Raw genomic sequence first — 18821 nt, forward strand, 5'->3', positions numbered from 1 at the left:
CGGCAGCCGGAGACCGGAGACCGCGAACCGGGACCGCCAACCGCGAACCGGAGACCGCCAACCGAAGACCGCCAACCGGGACCGCCAACCGCCAACCGCCAACCGCCAACCGAAGACCGCCAACCGGGACCGCCAACCGCCAACCGAAGACCGCCAACCGGGACCGCCAACCGCCAACCGAAGACCGCCAACCGGGACCGCCAACCGCCAACCGCGAACCGAAGACCGCCAATCGGGACCTGGGACCGCCAACCGCTGACCGCCAACCGGGAATTGGGAACCGCGGCAGGTCGGCTGGCGCCTACTGGCGCCGGAGTGCCTCGGTGAACGGGCCAGCCGGTGCCGGGAAGCGCAAGCAAGCGGCGCCAGCCTCGACCGTGATCACGTGGATGCCCAGGTAGCGATCGTGATCCTGGACGGTGAGGCGGCTGATGCGGGACCGCGGCAGGACGGTACGGGCCAGTGACAGGTCGTCGCCGGGCGCGGTGAACCAGTCCCTCCGGTGGATGATCTGGATCTCCGCGCCGTCGGTGACCACGATCGACGCGTGCAGGACGAGTGGCCAGATCCGGCGGTAGAGGCGTTCCCAGGTGGAGGCCGCGATCACCGGGCGGCGTTCGGCGAGGTGGAGCGGTCTCATTCCGGGTTCCCGCGCGAGCAGGTGACGCAGGTCGGTCAGTAGTCCGGTGTCCTCCCGGGCCAGCCGGGGCTCGAACTCCGGTATGACGGCGTCGTCGGGTGGCGGGGCGTCCGGCAGGTACCACCGGCGGATCATCCGGATCAGGTCGCGGACCGGGGCGTTGGCCGAGCCGTTGTACGACACGACCACCGCCGTGCCGTCGACGGTGTGGATGATCAGACGGCCGTTGAGCAGCCGCACACTGTCCTCGATCGCCGCGATCCGGTCGAGTGGCAGACGGACCTCGTCATACCGATCGTCCTGACGGCTCAACACCGTGAGGGTTTTCTCGTCGAGGGCGATCAGGTAGTCGTACAGGTGCATCCCGGGGTTGGCGTTGCGGCGTTCGATGTCTCGGGGAACCTTCAGCACCAGACGGTATTCGGCCGGGTCGATACCCGCGTCGCGGTAGAGCCGGGGGAGGCCGTCGACGGTGCGCACCTCGTCGATCCACGGTCCGAAGGCGTCGAACTCGGCGGTACTCATGAGGCGGCACCCATCGAGGCAGTACACGTCGAGGCGGCGCGGGCCGAGACAGCGCGGATCGAGGCAGCGTGGACCGAGACAGGGCGGGCCGAGACAGGGCGGGCCGAGACAGCGCGGGCCGAGACAGCGCGGGCCGAGACAGCGCGGATCGAGGCAACGCGGGCCAAGGCAACGCGGACCGGGGCGGCACACGTCGAGGCGGCGCACATCGATACCGTGCTCATGAGGCGCGGGGCAGCCAGCGGCGGGCGATGGCGTCGAGTTCGTCGCGGTCCAGGGGCGCGCCGAGATCATCGGCGGCGGGGGCGCGCAGCCCGGCGAGAAGCAGATTGAGATACCGGCTGTGGATGCCGGGGCGGACCGGCTCACCGTGGGTGGCCAGTTCGCTGAGCATGGTGAGCACGATCGGCAGGTCTTCCGCGGTCACGTCGGGCCGCAGACTGCCCTCGTCGCGGGCCCGGTCGACGAGCCGGCGCATCAGCGGCTCCAGGCGATCACCGGCGCGCGCGAAGTGCCGCGGCCCGAACCCGTTGGCGAGTGCCACGTCACGCAGGCCACGGTCGGTGGCGTACAGCCCGGCGGCGGTTCGCAGCACCTCGACCAGGCCGTCCCATCCGGTCGGGGCTTCCAGGGCGGCCTCGATGGTGTCGGCGAACTCGGCGAGACGGTCCTGGAAGGCCGCCTCGATCAGGTCCCCCTTGGCCGGGAAACGCCGGTAGACGGTCCCGAGGCCGACGCCGGCCCGGTTCGCCACGTCGTGGAACGTGCCGGCGAGCCCGCGCTCGGCGAACACCTCGCGGGCGGCGTGCACGACCCGGTCCCGGTTGAGTCGCGCGTCACGGCGCAACGGGCGATCTTCGGGACTGGTCACGCCGCGAGCGTAGCCAAGTGGACGGGGTACGTCAGCTTCTGTGAGCCTTCCCACCAAACGGATCGGAGGCGTCCACTTCCGCCCGGCCGGAGAGCGGGCGGAAAGCAGACACCAGACCGGGACGAACGAGCGGACCCGGGCGAGCCCCGCGAGATCAGCGACCGAAACTGAGGTCGCGGATCACCTCCGAGGCGGCGACCGGACCGAGCGCACCGAACGGATGGGTGCCGTGGGCACGATCGAGCCGGGACCGGCCGTACACATTGATCTCGGTCAGTTTTTGATCGCCGAGTTCGTCGGGCAGGCCGACGGCGATGCCCGGGTCGAGTTCGACCACCACGGTGAAGTCGCCGATGACCCGCTCGATGCGATTCTGCACCCCGGCGTCCTGCGGGGCCTCCCGGCGCCAGCCGTGCCGCTCCAGCCCGAGCAGCCGGCCGGCGGGGACCTCGGAGCGAAGGACCCGATCAAGATCACTTGGTGGGTACGTCTCCCGGCCCAGCTGCGGGAACGGCTGGAGGATCTCGTAGTCGGCGAGCACCGTCGCCCACCCGGCCAGATCAGCGCCCAGATCGAGGGGATGCGCGACCCCGACGGTGGCGTCATCGGGCAGGGTGTACGGCTCATCGGCGACGTCGGCCAGAGACAGGTCCTCGCACACACGGAACGAACGGCCCGATGATCCGTCACCGGAAACGGTCCAGATCAGCCGTCGCACGATGTGCCCGAGCAGCGGATGACCGGTGAGATACGCCCGGAACTCCGCCGGGGTCCAGCGCCGCCCGTTGACCATCGCCTGCTCCAGGCGCCGCATCTGGTCGGCGGCGACCGAACGCACGTCCTTCTTCAGCGTGGTGAACCGCTTGCGGGCCTCCTCCGCCTCCGGCGACGACGGTTTCGGCAGGGCCCGCAGCCGCCGGCCGGTCTCGTCGGTGACGAACGGCACCAGTTGCTCGTCGAAGCCGACCCGGAACCGCCGCGACCCGTAGTCGAGAGTCGTGGTCCCGTCGGCGTCCAGCCCGAAGTCGGGCACCAGGCGGTCGGCCAGCTGCTCCGCGGTGAGGCCGAGCGAGTCGGCCACCTCGACGATCTTCTCCTCGGCGGCTGTCTTCAGCCCTTTGAACCCGGAACGCTGGGAGATCCCGTACAGCCGCATCAGTGCCACGTCGGTGCCGATCGTGGCCAGCACGCGGACCCCGGCGACCGCCTTGGTGTGCCCGCCGTCACCGGGCCAGGCGAGGATCAGCGGGGTGAGCCGCCGGACCGTGCCGTCGTCGCCGAGCAGAGCCAGCGCGTCCAGCACCCACGACTGCTTGGGGTCGGCACCGGCACGCTGCCAGGCCTCCATCAACTCCCATCCGAAGTCGGCCAGGTCGGTCGGCTCGCACGCGGCGGCAACCAGGGCGACTCCGGCGTACGCCTCGTCCATCTTGGAGATCGCCAGCATCGTGACCAGGGCTTCGACGGCAGCGGGTGGCAGCGCCCCGGAGCCGTCGCGCAGCCGCACCGGCGGCAGGGTGGCCGGTGCCGCCCAGGCCGGGTTGGCCGGGATCCGGGCCGGCAGCAGGGTCAGCGGATCGCGTTCCAGCAGCGTGGTGACGACGTCGACGACGGCCGGGCCGTACCCCTCGGCGGCGGTGCGGACCGCGGTGACCGGCAGGGCCAGCAGCGCCGCCTCGGCCTGGCGGCGGTCCGGGCCGGTGGGTCCGGCGGCGAGCGGGACCAGGGCCCGGGCCGCGACGTCCGGATGCCGCAGCAGCCAGGCGAGCGCGGCCGGCCGGGCCCGTTTCACCCGGCTGTAGCGGTCGGCCATGAACACCGCGATCGCCGTCGACGAGAACGGCAGCAGCGCGCCGGTCAGCGGGGCCGACCGGTCGGCGGCGTCGAGCAACAGCGGCAGCGTGTCGAGGCCGAACCGGGCGGCGGCGACCTTGACCCAGGCCCCGTAGTACAGCGTCCCCTGTTGCGACCGCCAGTCCGGCAGCAGCGGACGGGCCAGTTCGTCGGGGCCGCCGGTGAACAGCATCGGGGCCAGCGAGTCGTTGCGGCCCGCGGCCACCACCTCGGCCACCCGCTCCCAGCTCATCCAGGGTGGGCCCCAGTCGCCCGGGGTGCTCAGCCAGCGGTCGCGTTCGCCGTCACGCCACTCGACGGTCGCCGGATCGTCGCCGCTCAGCCCGTCGACAACCACCGGTTTCGGGGCTTTCACCCGGTTCAGCCAGGGTGGGCTCGCGAGCACCGGCGGAACCGAGCCGGCCGGGGCATACTCCACGGCGGGAGAATCGGTGGTCTCCCGGACACGGGCCGCAGCGTCCGGGCTGAGCTCCGGCGCCACGTCGTCGACCGATGCGGGATGGGCCAGCACGTGGGCGCGCAGCAGCGGCGAGCCGGTCTCGGCGAACAACCGCATGGCCCGGGCCGGGAAGCGGGCCGCGGCGTCGAGCACCGCGGCGGCCACGTATTTCCGGTCGATCCGGTCGAGCAGCCCGGTGAACGCGGCGTCACCGTCCAACTCGACGAGCACCGCAAGGATCCGTTTCTGCAGGTCGGCGGTCCGGTGCTGCACGTCGAACCAGATCAGCAACGCGCCGGAGGCGGCGGGGCCGATCCCGTCGGCGAGCGTGGCCATGATGCGCGGGGCGGGCAGCGTCCACCACCGGGTCACATGCGGTGCGAGTGCCTCGGCCTCGGCCGCGGTGCTCACCGCGCACAGCAGCGCCACGGCCAGGTCCTGCGACGGTGTCGCGGCGGCCAGCACCGCCCGCACGTCGTGCTCGACCCAGTCCCGCCGCTCCGGGAGCAGGACCGAGGTGGCGACCGCCGTCCGCAGGCCGCGCTCCCGGTAGGGCAGCAGGTCGTCGGTGACGTCGACGGCCTCCGCGGCGAGCGCGGCCCGGACCCGGTGCAGGATCGCCAGGGACGGCCCGCTCCGGCCCCGGTCGCCCGGCGGGTCGACGGCCAGGTGCAGGGTGCCGGCATCGCTCTGCGCACAGACCAGCGGCATGTGCTCGACGGCGGCGCGGGCGGCGAAGGTCAGGCCGCGGCGGGCGATCCAGAGATCGGCGAACGGGATCAGCACGTCGGTGGCGTGCCGGTCCCAGCCGAGCCGGATGACCAGTGCGGCGACCACGGCCGCCGCGCCGGCCGGTGGCGCCTCCGGATCACCGTCGAGCCAGGCCAGGGCCGCCTCGGCCAGCGGCGCGGGGGTGCCCGGGGCGGTGATCACCTGCCGGACCGCGACCAGATGCTCGGCCAGCAGTTTCTCCGCGGCCGCGGCACCGTCCGTGTCGATCACGAACGGTGGCACGTCCACGCTGCCGCGCCGCACGAACCTGTTACGCCTGATGATCGCCGGAATCCCGCTCATGCCCCGGAACGTTAGCCGCAGGGTGCGACAAGTTCTCCAGCCCGGCAGACGCCGAACTGCCCGAGCGGGTGGCCGTACGCGGTGGCCCGGGTGACGCCGGTGATCTACGAACCGACCCTCATCCGGCGCCGCCGTCCCATGGCAGCGTCCGGCCCGTCCACCGGGACGGGCGGGACGCTTGCTGTCAGCTGTTCGCCGGAGCGGCTGATGCGGGAGCGGCCGGGGCGGGAGCGGCCGGGGCGGGCGCCGCCGGTGCGGGCTTCGCCGGGCCCGTCGCCGAGGTGCTCGGCGACGGGGCCGCCGTCTTCGGGGGTGCGAACTCCGGGCAGGCCGTACTCGGCTCCACCTTGTCGGTCAGCTTCAGCTCACCGAGTGCCTTCACCGAGGCCTTGGTGATGTTGCGAACCCCGACGTGCGGCTGGAAGCCCAGGATCGCGCTGGTGAACTTGCCGCCCTCCTGCGGGTAGAGCACCAGCCGCTTGCCGTCGATGTAGGCGCACGCCGACTCGCCGGCACCCCAGCCCATGATGTGGTGCCCGCGGTAGGTCTCGAAGAAGCCGGGCTTCTTGTTGCCGCCCGCGTCCTGGTCGACCGCCGGGCCCTGGACCGCGGCCGCCGGGACGTCCTTCGGCTCGTCCGGCTCACCGGTGCCGGCCAGGGCCGAACCGGCCGCCGCCAGCACGCCGACCGCGGCGGTCAGCACGATCGCCGCCCGCTTGACGCCGCCCCGGCTCTTCGCTGCCTTCTGCCGTTCCTGATTCATAACCACCATCACCCAACACGCCATTCATCGACGTTCGAAAGAATATTTTCGGATAGCGCCGGCGACGTTATCGCCGAAGTGCGTGACTCAGTATCCCGATTCTACCCCGGAACTTTTCTGCGACACGGCGCGAACCCGGGTCACAACTTGCCAGGAAAATCCCGGCACAGATCGTTCGGGTAATCCGTTCGGGGGCAATCGGAGCATTCTTTCCCACCCCTGATGGACACGATTATGAGCTCCGGCCCCAATCTGCTTACATGGGACAGAACATGACAAATCACTGCTCCGTGCGGTTGGCAGACAAGGATTTCCATGGCTGATATGAAACGTCGCGACGTTCTGCGCTACAGCGCGGCCGGAGCTGCTACCGCCGCTTCCGCACTGGTCGGGGCGCAGGCCCTGGCCAACCCGGACACCCCGAAGCCCGCCCCGGACCGCACCAAGGCGGCCCCCGGCGACCCGCGCGACTTCAGCGAGGTCTACAAGGGCAAACGAATCCGCGGCCGGTACAACATGGGTAACCTGGCCGGCGATCTGACCGGCAGCGCGCTCAGCAACGGCGCGCTCGGTGCGGGCACCCTCGGCGCCACCGTGCTCAGCCTCGCGAAACAGAACGAGGTCTATATCAACGACCGGGCCCTGGCGCTCACCGCGATCCCCACCATGTTCTTCCCCACGGACGGCCGGAAACCGTACGCCGGAATCGGTTTGATCAGCGCCATCAACCATTACGACCCGGTGGAACTGGAGCTGAACCCGAACTGTCTCCGCAAGCTGATGATGAAAGTCGTCGACATTCTCGGAGACCTCGAACTCAGCAGCGGCGCCGCGCAGGAGCACACGCACTGACGCGTGCCGTCAGCGCCCGGACTCCGCACTCCCCCGAATCGTGAAAGGCACCTGATCCATGGCCGTCCGTAAGAGCATCGCTGCCATGACGAGCGCGGAGAGGACCGCGTTCGCCAACGCTCTCCGGCAGCTCAAGACCACGTCCGTCAACGGGCGGAACTACAACTGGTACATCGACCAGCACATCACGTACTTCGCGCGGACCAACGACAACATCAGCCACGCGCACCAGTCGCCGTCGTTCTTCCCGTGGCACCGCGAATATCTGCGGCTGCTGGAGCTGGACATGCAGACGGTCACCGGCGACCCGAACATCTTCATGCCGTACTGGGACTGGACCACCTCGGCGTCCCCGTTCACCAGCGACTTCTGCGGCGCGATCACCAACGGCAGTGTGAACTCCGGCAACTTCAGCCCGAACTGGGGCTGGTCGCTGTACCGCAGCAGCATCAGCACCAACTTCCTGCAGCGCCGTCTCGGCCAGGGCGCGAGCCGTCCGAGCAGCAACAACGTCAACAACGTGCAGAGCTACACGGTGTACGACCAGTCGCCGTGGAACGGGTCGGTCTCCAACAGCTACCGCAACCGCAACGAGATCGAGCTGCACAACCGGGTGCACAACTACGTCGGCGGGCACATGGGCACCCGTGAGGCCCCCAACGACCCGGTGTTCTGGCTGCACCACTGCAACATCGACCGGCTGTGGTGGCTGTGGCAGCAGAACCGCGGCGTCGACACCTACCAGCCGCGGACCGGGTTCACCTCCGGCGTAGTCGACAACAACGAGGTGATGCGACCGTTCGGCGCCGGTCGTACGCCGTCCGCGGTACGCGACATCACCGCGCTGGGCTACAGCTACGCCTGACGCTGACGGGGCGGCTGCCGTACGGCGGCCGCCCCTCGCGGCGATAGCGGATCGTCGATATCGTGCGGGACGTGAAGCTACGCATCGCGGCCGCGGCTCTGCTGATGGCCCTCACCCCCGCCACCGCCGCCCAAGCCGCCGATGATCCCCTGCTGGACCAGCTGGAGGACATCCCCGGACTGACCGTCGTCTCCGAGACCGCGGGTGCCGGCTACCGGTTCTTCGTCCTCACCTACCGCCAGCCGGCCGATCACCGGCATCCCGGCCGGGGCACCTTCGAGCAGCGGGTCACCCTGCTGCACCGGTCCGAGACGCAGCCGGTGGTGCTGTCCACCAACGGTTACGGCCTGGCCGCCAGCCCGCGCCCCTCCCAGACCGAGCCGACCGCTCTGCTCGGCGCCAACCAGGTGTCGGTCGAGCACCGGTTCTTCACCCCGTCACGGCCCGCGCCCGCCGACTGGTCCGACCTGACCATCTGGCAGGAGGCCACCGACGAGCACCGGATCGTCAGCGCGTTCAAGGATCTCTACCCGGCGAAGTGGATCCAGACCGGTGGCAGCAAGGGCGGTATGACGTCGGTCTACCACCGCCGGTTCTACCCGAACGACGTGGACGGTGTGGTCGCCTACGTGGCCCCCGACGACGTCATCGACCCCGAGGACCGGGCGTACGACAGATTCCTCGACACCGTGGGTACGCCGGAGTGCCGCGCCGCCCTGGACGAGGTGCAACGGCAGGCGCTGCTGCGGCGTGACCGTCTCGTACCCAGGGTGGAGGCCGCCGCGGCCGAGAACGGCTGGACCTTCAGCCGCACGCTGGGCACCGCGGACCGCTCGTTCGAGATGACCGTGCTGGACACGGTGTGGGCGTTCTGGCAGTACAGCGTGGCCGCCGACTGCGCCGCCGTCCCGGCCGCGACGGCCACCGACGACGAGTTGTACGACTGGATCGACTCGGTCGCCGGGTGGAGCTTCTACACCGACCAGTCCCTGGAGTACTACTGGCCGTACTACTACCAGGCCGCCACCCAGCTCGGCGCGCCCGGCCTGAAGTTCGAGCACCTGCGCGGGCTGCGGGCACACCCCGGTCTGTACACCGCGAACTCGTCCCTGCCCAAGGAGCTGCGCCGGCCCCACAACCCGCTGCCGATGATCGACGTGGACCTGTGGGTGCGTACCAAGGCGTCCCAGATGCTCTTCGTGTACGGCGAGAACGATCCGTGGGGTGCCGAGCGCTTCACCCCGAGCCGTAAGGACTCGCACCTGTTCGTGGCGCCCGGCGCGAACCACGGCGCCAACATCGCCCGGCTGACCCCGGAGGACTCCGCCACGGCCACCGCCACGCTGCGCCGCTGGGCCGGAGTGACCGCGCCGCTGGCTCAGCAGAAGGCCGTCGACCTGCCGATCGACGACCAGCTCGGCGACCGCCGCCGCCTGGGGTGAGAAACGGCCGCCCGCCAGGAGAGAGGTAGCCGAAGAACCGGCCGCCCGGTGTTCCGCGGCTGATGCCCGATAGCATCGCCGCGGAACACCGGAACCGGAAAATCGGAGATATTGTGGCATCGGATGACATCTCGCGCCGCGAGGCGGAGCGCCTGCTCGCCCTCGGCGCCGAGGACCGGACGGCCGGCACCTTCGAGGTGATCGCCGAGCGGGGCGCCCTGTGGGTGTGGGGCGACGAGGGCGACATCCTGTTCACCGAGGACGGCCGGCGCCGCAACCTGCTGCCGATCTGGCCCTATGCCACGGTGGCCCGTCTGGAGAACGAGGGCGACGTGGACGGCGAGCACGCCATCCGCATCCCGCTCAAGGTGTTCCTCAAGGAGTGGCTCCCCCAGCTGGAGGAGGACGACGCCGACATCGCGATCTTCCCGGTCGAGGAGGTCAACGCGGCGGTCGTCACCCTTGCCGAGTTCCGGTCGCGGGTGTCACCGGCACGCCACCCACGCTGAAACGGCCGGGCAGCGTGGTCGTGCCCGCCCAGAGGGACCGGAACGCCTCGGCGTCCGGGCCGTCGAAGGCCTCCTCCCGGCGGGCGGCGACGTAGTCCGCCACGATCAGGGCGGTCCGCTCGTCCCATCCATAGGCCGGGCCGAGCGCGAGCGACAGGTCCGACGGTGCGATCTGCGACCAGACCAGGTCCTCGAAGCCGGACAGGCCGATCATCAGCTGCTGAATGAGGCGCGGGTCTGAGCGCAGCCCGGTGACCATCGACGGCACGACCACCCCGATGTCGGCGGCGGCCAGGCTGCGGCGGAGTTCGGCGACGACCGGATCCAGGCGCCCGGGATCCCGGTCCCGGTGCACGCGGGCCACCTCGTGCAGATAGGCGGACAGGCCGGTGCCGAGTACCAGGTCCCGTAGCCACGGATGCCGGTCCATCAGTGCCGGCCGGTTCAGGGCCAGCAGTGCGACCGGGATCTCCCCGTAGTCGGGACAGTGCCGCCAGCGGTCGCCGAAGTGCCGCAGCAGGCGGTCGAGCGTGTCGTCGGCGAGATCCATGCCGTCTCGCAGCAGGCACTGTCCCAGGACGTACAGGCTGCTCATCAGCGGGTCCCGGAACTCGTTATCGTCGAGCCAGGCGGCCAGGCCGGCGTACTGCTCCTCGTCGTACGGGTTGAGCCGGGCCAGCCCGGCGGCGGGCCAGCACAGCACCAGCAGCCGGACCACCCGGGCGTGGAAGGACCGTTGCAGATCCGGGTCGCCGTCCGGCCGCCGCCCGGTCTCCGCGGTCAGCAGGGTGGCCCGCCCGGCCCGCAGCGCCGCCCCGGTGAAGACGTCGCCGACGAGATCCGCCTCGTGGACGGCGAGCGAGACGTGCTCCCCCGTGCTGTCCAGGGTCAGCAGGCCGCCCGACCGGCGCAACGTGACGAACAGGCTCTGCTGGACCTCAGGGTCGAGCCCACTACGCCACAGTCGGACGGTCGACTCGAATCCGGTGAGGTCGGTGGCCGGAAGGCGCTGGCCGGGGCCGCACATCACCGCCAGCAGGGCGAGGTTCGCGGTGTAGGCGGCGGCCCGGGTGACCACGTCGAAGGGTGTCGGGCGGTAGCTGTCGTCGGACACCCGCTGCCGGGCGGTCCGGAACAGTTCCAGCACCAGTTCACGCAGGTCGTCCCGGTCCGGCCGGAGCGAGATCATGTCGATCAGGAACGGCAGGATCCGTTCGCCGTTGCTGAACGGCTGATGCGACGACAATGCCCGCAGCACCCGGTCGTCGAGGCGGGGCTGGTACGCCCGGCTCCGCGCCCGCGCCCAGTCCCCGGCCAGCTCGGAAAGCAGGTCCACGGTGTGCTCGGCGACCAGGTATTCACCGAACGTGGCGTGCAGGAACTCGTACGAGCGGCGCCCCGGTACCCGTACCTCGTCGTCGGTTTTGGCGACATGGACGAAGAAGAAGGCCGCGACGGTACGGCGGGCCCGGCTCACCGGTTCGCCCACGCCGGGCTCGCCCGGGTCGTCCTCCGGGTGCAGCGCCTCCAGGTCGCGGCTCAGATCCTCCTCGCCGACCCACTGCCGCCGCCTGGTGAACATGGCGAAGGCGACCGCGGCGAGATCGCGGCGGGCGGCGGCCTCCAGCCGGGCGAACCGGGTGTCGCCGAGGTCCACGCCGGACTTCTCACGGATCTGGCGGCGGATGAACGTGTCGAGCAGCCGCCGGTACAACTGATCGCTGGACAGGTCGTCGGTGTCCAGGCCGCCGTGACCGTTCTCGGACGCGTACACCGCCAGCATGAGCAGCAGCAGCGGCTGACCGGCGAGTTCGGTGTGCCGCCATAGTTCCGGACCGGTCAGCGGCCGGAATCCGGGGCGGGACCGGTTGGCGGTGTTCCAGGCACGCGTCCACCGCACCACCCGCGGTTCGTCGAAGGGCTCCAACTTGAGTACGAGTGTGCCGTCGCGCACCACGGTCCGGTCCATCACCAGCGTCCGGGAGGTGATCAGCACGATCACCGGGCGGTCCTGGTCCCACTCGTCCCGCTGGAAGGCGGCGACCTGCTCCACGTAGTGCGACTGGGTGACCCCGGTGGCCTGCACCAGCTCGTCGAAGCCGTCGAGCAGCACCACCTTGGTGGTGTCGGCGCCCCGGCACAGTTCACCCCAGGACAGCCGTTCCCGGGTGATCATCTCGACGGCGGTGACGATCTGGTCGTGGACCGGCATGTCCGGGTCGACGCGGCGCAGCGGCACCCGGATCGTGGTGTACGCCGTGGCCGGGATCCGGGCCGCCAGCACCTCGGTCAGCAGCGACTTGCCCGCGCCGGGATGGCCGAGAACGATCATCGGGCGCTGGGTGCTGCCGACGGCGGTGAGGTAGCCGGACAGGAAGCCGTCCAGGTCCTCCCGGATCTCCCGGTCGCGCCACCACGACTCGTCGCCGAGTGCCGAGTCGTTCGCGCAGACCGCCAGCCGGAACCGGGGGCTGACGAAACCGTCGGCGACCGGCGGGAAGACGAGGCCGTCCGGGGCGGGGGCGTCCGAGCGCCACAACGGCCGTTCCAGCACGCGCGCGTAGTGCCTGGCCAGCCCGGCGACGGCGGCCGGGGCGGGGGCGTCGACGAGCCGGGCGAGCCGGGCGGCGACTCCGGTCAGGGTCTCGGTGTGGCGGCGAACCTCGGCGCGGGTGGCGGCGAACTCGTCCAGCTGTGCCCAGACACCGAACTCGGGGATGTCGACCGACAGGCGTACATAATTGTCCCGGTAGATCCGCGACGCGACCGTGACCACGCCGCCGGCCTCGGGCATCGTCATGTCCTGCGCGGCCGCCAGGCCGTCCGCGAAGTCACAGAACGTGGCGTGCATGGCCCGGAAGGCGCGCTCGACCGCCGGCAGGTTCTCGGTGAACCCGGTGATCGCGTCCGGCATGGCGATCCCGGCGTCCACCGCGCCGATGCGCCCGCGGTCACCGTCGGTGAGTTCCAGCTCGGCGAACCGGTCGCCCACGTGCTCGGTGAGCGACTCGAAAAACGCCGCCAGCACCAGCACGGTGTGCGCGGCCTCCAGCAGCTCGAAGTGCCGCCGCCCGCGGACCGCCCGGATCCGCGCGGGAGCCCGCCCGAGCAGCTCCCGGAGAATGTTGTTCGCCTCACCCTTGTAGTCGAACCAGGAGAGCACGCCCTCGGCGAAAGGGGCCGCGACCAGCATCGCGCCACCGGCCGCACGGCCCAGCAGGGTGACCGGATCGTCGCCGCCGAGCAGCAGCCGGACGGCCTCCGGATAGGAGAGTCGCGAACGTGTCACACCTGCACGGTACGGTCTGCGGACCGGCGAAGCGGGGAGGCGGGACGGTGGCGGTGGGACGAGTGCGTAAGCTGGTCGTGATCGATGGACTGACCTGCGACGATCCGACCGGGATGGCCTGGCGTGACGGCGAGCGGGAGCGCTGGTGGTCGCATGCCGCGGCGCTCGATCACGGCCGTGAGCGCGATGACTGGCCGCTGGCGGCGAGCCGCGCCGGCAAGCTGTCCGATCTGGCGCCCGAGCAGATCCCCTGGCTGATCGCGAAGGGGCCGGACGCGCCGGCCCGTGCGCTGCTGTCCACCTCCCGGTTCCTGCGGCACCGGCGGCGGGCCGACATGGGCCGGGTCGCGGTGGCCCGGTTCGAGCTGGACGCTGAGGAGTTCGCGCTCGGCGAGGCCGCCGAGAGCGCCGACCTGCTGGGCCATCTGGTGATGCCGTTCCGCGGTCCGGCGGTGGCCACCCTGGTCGCGGGCTGGCTGCGGCACACCGGGTCGGCGCGGCTGTGGGCCCGGCTGTGGCTGTGCCGGCACGCCGAGGCCGCGGCGCGGGCGCTGATCCCGGCCGCCGCGGGCCGTCCGGGCCGGGCCCGGCAGAACGCGGAGGAGGCCCTGCGGTTCCTGTCCGCGAGCGGTCACGGTCCGATTCTGCTGAAAACCGCGATGGTGTACGGGCCACCGGCGCACGATCTGGTCGAAGCCCTTTCGGCAGGCGCCCCCGCGGCTCCGGCCCGCTCCGGCCGCACTCCTGAGTGGCTGCTGCCGGAAAACCTGCCACCACTGCGGACGGCCGCCGGCGCGCTCATGCCGGAGGACCACGTCACCCGGCTGATCGGGGCGCTGACCGGCTCACGCCTGGACGACCCGCCCGAACCGGCGCCCGGTGACCTCGAACCGCCCCGGGCCGTCGAGTCGGCGTCCGCCGTCCAGCCGATGGTCCGCCCGGCCGATCCGCAGACGCTGCGGCTGATCGGCGAGGCCGAGCCGACGGGTCTGGCCGCGTTCGGGCGGGCCCTGCTGGACGGCTGGGTGGACGCCGGCATGCCACCCGCCGAGGCGTGGGTGGTGTGCGCGCAGGCACACATCGGCGACGAGGAGACGAACGAGAGACTGGCGCCGCTGATCCGGTCCTGGCCGGCGAAGGGCCGGCACGCGCGGGCCGCCGAAGGCTACGCGGTGCTGGCCGCCGCCGGCACCGACACCGCGCTGCGGCACCTCCTGGCCATCGAGGCGAACATGGTGGGCGGCCCGATGAACGACCGTGCCTCCGCCTACCTCGGCCAGGCCGCCGCCGCGCGCGGGCTGACGGTCACCCAGCTCGCCGACCGGACCGCGATCACCCACGGTCTGGACGCCGGGCTGGCCGTCGACTACGGGCCGCGGTCGTTTCCGGTCCGGCCGGACGAGCACCTGGTCGCGCACGTGGTGGCCGCCGACGGCCGGATGCTGGCCCGCCCGCCGAAACCGGGGGTGAAGGACACCCGGCCCGAGGCGTACCAATGGTTCCTGGGGTTCAAGAAGGAGTTGCGGGCGACAGCGGTGTTCCAGACCGGGCGGCTGGAGCAGGACATGCTGCGGCGGCGGCTGCGCCCGGCACGGGACCTGCCCAGTGTCCTGTTGCCGCATCCGATCCTCGGGCCGCTGGCCCGGCGGCTGCTCTGGGGGGAATACGACGGCCGGCGCCTGGTCCGCGCGCTGCGGGTGGCCGAGGACGGCAGCCTCGCCGACCGCGAGGATCACACCGCCGTGGTGGCCGGGGACACCCCGCTGGGCATCGTGCATCCGGCCGATCTGGGCCAGGAGCTGACCGGGTGGGCGCAGCTGTTCGCCGACTACGAGATCCTGCAACCGTTCCCACAGGTCAACCGGCCGGTGGTGACGTTCGGGGACCGGCAGCGGGCCGGGTTCGCGGTGCCCGGCACCGGGCCGATCGTCGTGGAGCGGATCCTGGCGCTGATGCGCGCCGGGTGGCTGGGCAACGGGTACCACCTCGAGAGCCGGGAGCACACCCAGCTGATCCGTGAGCTGCCGGGCGGGCTGGCGCTGGTGGCCGAGATGAGACCGGGCATGCCGACGTCCGGGTATCGGGCCGGTGACGAGTTCCGGATCACCGAGGTGTGGGTCGACGAGCGGCAGTCCGAGCACTGGCAGCGGGAGCGGACCACGCCGATCGGTGCGGCCGACCCCGCCGCCCTGTCCGAACTGCTCGTCGAACTGCGCGGCCAGTCCGGATCCGTCTGACACAACCGGTCCAGCCTCGTATCACCCGGCCGGCCCGACTTCGAGCCACGCAACCGGCCCAGCGTCGAGCCACGCAACCGGCCCAGCGTCGTGTCACACAACCGGCCCGGCATCGTGTCACACAACCGGCCCAGCGTCGTGCCACGCGGCCGGGCCGGCATCGTTTCACCCAGCCGGTCCTCCTGGAGGCCGTCCGTGGTCGCGGTCAGTTCGCGTGCCGATTTCCGGCTCGATTCGAGCCGGAAATCGGCACGCGAACTGCGCTCCTGGACCGGCCGGGGTTCACCAGGTGCGGATGCCGGGGAGGGCGGCGTGCAGCAGGTGGCGGAGTTCGGCCAGGCGCAGCAGGCGACCGGCGGCCAGGTAGCCGATCGCACCGGCCAGACCGGCCGCGAGGCCGGTCAGCAGGGCGCCGGTCCAGGCCGCCGGGTCCAGCACCGGGCGCAGCGCCCAGCTCGCCAGGACGGCGCAGGCCACCGCTGCGCCGACGGCCACACCCACCCGCAGATGGGTGCGGATCAGGCGCTTGCCGTCGATGTATCCGAGGCGGCGGCGCAGCACGATCGCGGTCAGGTTCAAGCCGGTGAAGTAGGCCGCCGCGTACGCCACCGGAATACCGATCACGATGTGCTCCGACGGCAGCAGCCAGCCGGCGATCGCACAGCCGGCCACCCCGACCGCGGCCACCACCGCCGTGATCACCGCGGCCGTCCTGGTGTCCTGAAGGGCGTACAGGCCCCGCTGCAGAATCATGTAACTGGTGAACGGGACCAGTGCGAGACCGTAGGCGGCCAGGACCAGCCCGAGGACCCGTACCGTAGCGGAACTGCTGTTGCCGTGATCGAAAAGCACGATCGCGATCTGCGGGCCGAGCAGGAGGAACGCCGCCGCGATCGGGGCCATCACCACCAGCGCGGTCCGGATCGCCCGGGACAGCCCGGTGACCACCCGGTTGTGCTCCTCGCGGGCGGCGTACTGACTCAGCCGCGGCAGCATCGCCGTCATGATCGAGACGGCGACCACCGCGAACGGCACGTGGTAGATGGCGTTGGCGTTCTGGAAGGCGGTGATGCCACCGGCGCCACTCCACGACGCGGCCCGGGTCGCCGCCGCCACCAGGATCTGCTGGGCCACCACCCCGAGCAGCACCCACAGGCCCAGCTTGCCGATCCGCCGGATGCCGATCCCGCGCGGATCCAGGTGCAGCCGGATCGGGAACCCGGACCGGCGCAGCGCCCACACCACCAGCGTCATCTGGGCGAACACCCCGGCCGTGGTGCCGACCGAGAGCAGCAGCAGATGATCGGTGGACAGGGTGGTCGTGGTGCTGCCGCCGATCGCCGCGTAGGTGAGGCCGACCGCGATCACGATCACGCTGTTGACCAGGGGCGCCCACGCCGGGGCACCGAACAGGCCGCGGATGTTGAGGATCGCGGCGGCGGTGGCGCTGAGGCCGTAGAACAGGATCTGCGGGAAGAAGTAGCGGCTGAAAACGATCGCCAGGTCGCGCTGTTCCGGGGTGAAGCCGGGGGCGTACAGGTCGATCAGCAGCGGCGCGGCCACGATCGCCACCGCGGTCATCACGCCGAGCACGTAGACGATCAGGGACAGCAGGCGTTGCGCGTACAGGACGCCGCCGTCGTCCTCGCTGAGCGCCGCCCGGGTCAGCAACGGCACCACGATGCTGGCCATGGTGCCGCCGACGATCAGCTCGTACACCTGGTTCGGCAGGGTGTTGGCGACGTTGTAGGTGTCCAGCAGCCGGGTGCCGAGCCCAAGAGCCGCCGCCAGCACCACGATGCGCACGAACCCGGCGATCCGGGACGCCAGCGTCGCGATGGCCAGATTCCGCCCCGCCGACCTGATCGAAGATCCATCTGTCACGGGAACTGTCTACGGCATCGGCGCTTGCCCTTGACGTATGGGGAAGGTCGTACTTTCCCCGGCATGAGAGAAATCCGAGTCGCGGCGCTCCCGCACGGACTGCCCCGGGCCGATGATCTGGCCGTCGCCGAGGTGCCGATTCCGGTCGCCGGGGCGGGTGAGGTGCTGGTCCGGAACAGGTATTTCACTGTGTTCGCGGCGTTGCGCACCCTGCTCGCCGGGATGAGTGGCCCGCGGGCCGGGGACACGCTGTTCGGGCCGGCGCTCGGGGAGGTGGTGTCGGCGCCGTCGGACAGTGGGCTGCGTGCCGGTGATCTGGTGGAGCATCTGCTGGGGTGGCGGGAGTACGCGGTCGTGCCGGTCGGCTCCTGCCTGCCCCTCGACGAGCGGCTACCGGATCCGCTGGTGCATCTCGCGCAGGGGGCCACCGCGTACGGTGCGCTCACCCGGGCTGTTCAGGTGCGGCCGGGTGAGACCGTGTTCGTCTCCGGTGGGGCCGGGTCGCTGGGGTCGATCGCCGGCCAGGTGGCGCGCCTGCTCGGTGCCGGGCGGGTGGTCGGCAGTACCGGGTCGCCGTGGAAAGCCGAACGGATGCTGACCGAATTCGGCTACGACGAGGTGGTGCCCCGGGGATCGGCGCCGGAGCAGGTGGACGTGCTGTTCGACACCGTCGGTGGTGACGATCTGCGGGCGGCCATCGCGGCGGCCCGGCCGGGGGCGAGGTTCGCGCTGGTCGGTGCGCTGTCGGGGCAGTTGTCGGCGAGCGGGCCGGGCACCACGGCGCCGGTGGAGATCGACTCGTTCGCGCTGGTGCTGAAACAGATCGCTGTCACTGGATACAGTTCCATGGGGGACCACGCGGTGCGGGGCGAATGGCTGACCCGGATCGCGGGGAGGATCCATTTCCCGCATGAGCGGATCGGTGGGATCGCGGCGGCGCCGCAGGCGATGCAGGACGTGCTGGCCGGGCGGTATGCCGGCACAGTGATCATCGAGGTGTAGGGGGATCGGATGCGGATCGGGGACGCTGCGGCGGCGGCCGGGGCCACACCGCGGGCGCTGCGGTTCTATGAGGACAACGGGCTGCTGCCACCGGCCCGGCGGACCTCCACCGGGCAGCGTGTCTACGGGGCCCGGGACGTGGCCCGGATCCGGACCATCCGGGAACTGCTCGCCAGCGGCTTCACCGTCGGAGACCTGCGAGCGTGCGCCGGCCGGCTGGACCTCGCCGACGTGCCCGGCAGGTGCTCCACGTCCGAGGGGATCGCCGGGCGGCGGGTGGCCGCGCTCAACGCCGAGATCGAGCGGCTGACCGTGCTGCGGGACCGGTTGGCGGCGAGGATCACAACTCCGGTCTGACCGGAAATACCCGGCCGGTGGCGGGGGTTGGCGGGCGTATGAGGACGGCTACGGTGGTGGTTATCGGCGGCGGGCAGTCGGGGCTCTCGGCGGGCTATCACCTGCGGCGGCGCGGTTTCCTTCCGGCTCCCTCGCTTCCACCTGGTTCCCTTCCTTCTTCCTCAGCGCCGGATTCCCTCCAGCCTCTGCCTTCTGCCTTGCCGTCGCCCTCTCCGCCG

Annotated in this window: 13 protein-coding genes; 7 read left to right on the top strand and 6 right to left on the bottom strand. The window is 71.3% G+C overall.

Annotation, left to right across the window (positions count from 1 at the left end):
• Window positions 1-301 precede the first annotated feature (301 nt).
• From ACQ0O7_RS22045 to ACQ0O7_RS22060, 4 genes are all read right to left on the bottom strand, one after another.
• Complete coding sequence (locus ACQ0O7_RS22045; protein WP_430784046.1) at window positions 302-1165, bottom strand: hypothetical protein; 864 nt, start codon at window positions 1163-1165, stop codon at window positions 302-304.
• Between the two features lie 220 nt (window positions 1166-1385).
• A complete protein-coding gene (locus tag ACQ0O7_RS22050; protein WP_430784047.1) occupies window positions 1386-2036 on the bottom strand; it encodes a TetR/AcrR family transcriptional regulator in 651 nt (216 codons plus the stop codon).
• A 154-nt stretch (window positions 2037-2190) separates the two neighbouring features.
• On the bottom strand, window positions 2191-5403 hold the full coding sequence (locus ACQ0O7_RS22055; protein WP_430784048.1) for a DUF4132 domain-containing protein: 3213 nt from the start codon (window positions 5401-5403) through the stop codon (window positions 2191-2193).
• A 184-nt stretch (window positions 5404-5587) separates the two neighbouring features.
• Window positions 5588-6166: a hypothetical protein gene (locus ACQ0O7_RS22060; RefSeq protein ID WP_430784049.1), complete on the bottom strand. Its 579-nt coding sequence runs from the start codon at window positions 6164-6166 to the stop codon at window positions 5588-5590.
• A 324-nt stretch (window positions 6167-6490) separates the two neighbouring features.
• Here ACQ0O7_RS22060 and ACQ0O7_RS22065 point away from each other — a divergent pair, with 324 nt between their 5' ends.
• The 4 genes from ACQ0O7_RS22065 to ACQ0O7_RS22080 all read left to right on the top strand — a co-directional run bounded on the left by ACQ0O7_RS22065 (window position 6491) and on the right by ACQ0O7_RS22080 (window position 9834).
• A complete protein-coding gene (locus tag ACQ0O7_RS22065) occupies window positions 6491-7018 on the top strand; it encodes a tyrosinase family oxidase copper chaperone (protein ID WP_430784050.1) in 528 nt (175 codons plus the stop codon).
• 85 nt (window positions 7019-7103) lie between these two features.
• On the top strand, window positions 7104-7883 hold the full coding sequence (locus ACQ0O7_RS22070; RefSeq protein WP_430784051.1) for a tyrosinase family protein: 780 nt from the start codon (window positions 7104-7106) through the stop codon (window positions 7881-7883).
• 71 nt (window positions 7884-7954) lie between these two features.
• Window positions 7955-9325 (top strand): S28 family serine protease, encoded by a 1371-nt coding sequence (locus tag ACQ0O7_RS22075; protein ID WP_430784052.1) that lies wholly within the window; start codon window positions 7955-7957, stop codon window positions 9323-9325.
• 113 nt (window positions 9326-9438) lie between these two features.
• Window positions 9439-9834: a DUF2750 domain-containing protein gene (locus ACQ0O7_RS22080; protein ID WP_430784053.1), complete on the top strand. Its 396-nt coding sequence runs from the start codon at window positions 9439-9441 to the stop codon at window positions 9832-9834.
• Here the strand turns inward: ACQ0O7_RS22080 and ACQ0O7_RS22085 are convergent.
• Window positions 9782-13123, bottom strand: coding sequence for an NACHT domain-containing protein (locus ACQ0O7_RS22085; protein ID WP_430784054.1), 3342 nt, complete (start codon window positions 13121-13123; stop codon window positions 9782-9784). The genes ACQ0O7_RS22080 and ACQ0O7_RS22085 overlap by 53 nt on opposite strands.
• 62 nt (window positions 13124-13185) lie before the next feature.
• On the opposite strand from ACQ0O7_RS22085, the gene ACQ0O7_RS22090 reads away from it, so the two are divergent.
• Window positions 13186-15360: a DUF4132 domain-containing protein gene (locus ACQ0O7_RS22090; protein ID WP_430784055.1), complete on the top strand. Its 2175-nt coding sequence runs from the start codon at window positions 13186-13188 to the stop codon at window positions 15358-15360.
• A gap of 282 nt (window positions 15361-15642) precedes the next feature.
• On the opposite strand, the gene murJ is transcribed toward ACQ0O7_RS22090, so the two are convergent.
• Window positions 15643-17205, bottom strand: a complete 1563-nt coding sequence (gene murJ / locus ACQ0O7_RS22095) for a murein biosynthesis integral membrane protein MurJ (RefSeq protein ID WP_430784245.1) — start codon at window positions 17203-17205, stop codon at window positions 15643-15645.
• Between the two features lie 102 nt (window positions 17206-17307).
• Here murJ and ACQ0O7_RS22100 point away from each other — a divergent pair, with 102 nt between their 5' ends.
• Together ACQ0O7_RS22100 and ACQ0O7_RS22105 are read left to right on the top strand one after the other, a co-directional pair.
• Window positions 17308-18246 (top strand): MDR family NADP-dependent oxidoreductase, encoded by a 939-nt coding sequence (locus tag ACQ0O7_RS22100; protein WP_430784056.1) that lies wholly within the window; start codon window positions 17308-17310, stop codon window positions 18244-18246.
• A 9-nt stretch (window positions 18247-18255) separates the two neighbouring features.
• Window positions 18256-18603 (top strand): MerR family transcriptional regulator, encoded by a 348-nt coding sequence (locus tag ACQ0O7_RS22105; protein ID WP_430784057.1) that lies wholly within the window; start codon window positions 18256-18258, stop codon window positions 18601-18603.
• Window positions 18604-18821: the final 218 nt, after the last annotated feature.

Origin of the sequence: Actinoplanes sp. G11-F43 (assembly GCF_050589265.1) — a bacterium.
GTDB lineage: Bacteria > Actinomycetota > Actinomycetes > Mycobacteriales > Micromonosporaceae > Actinoplanes.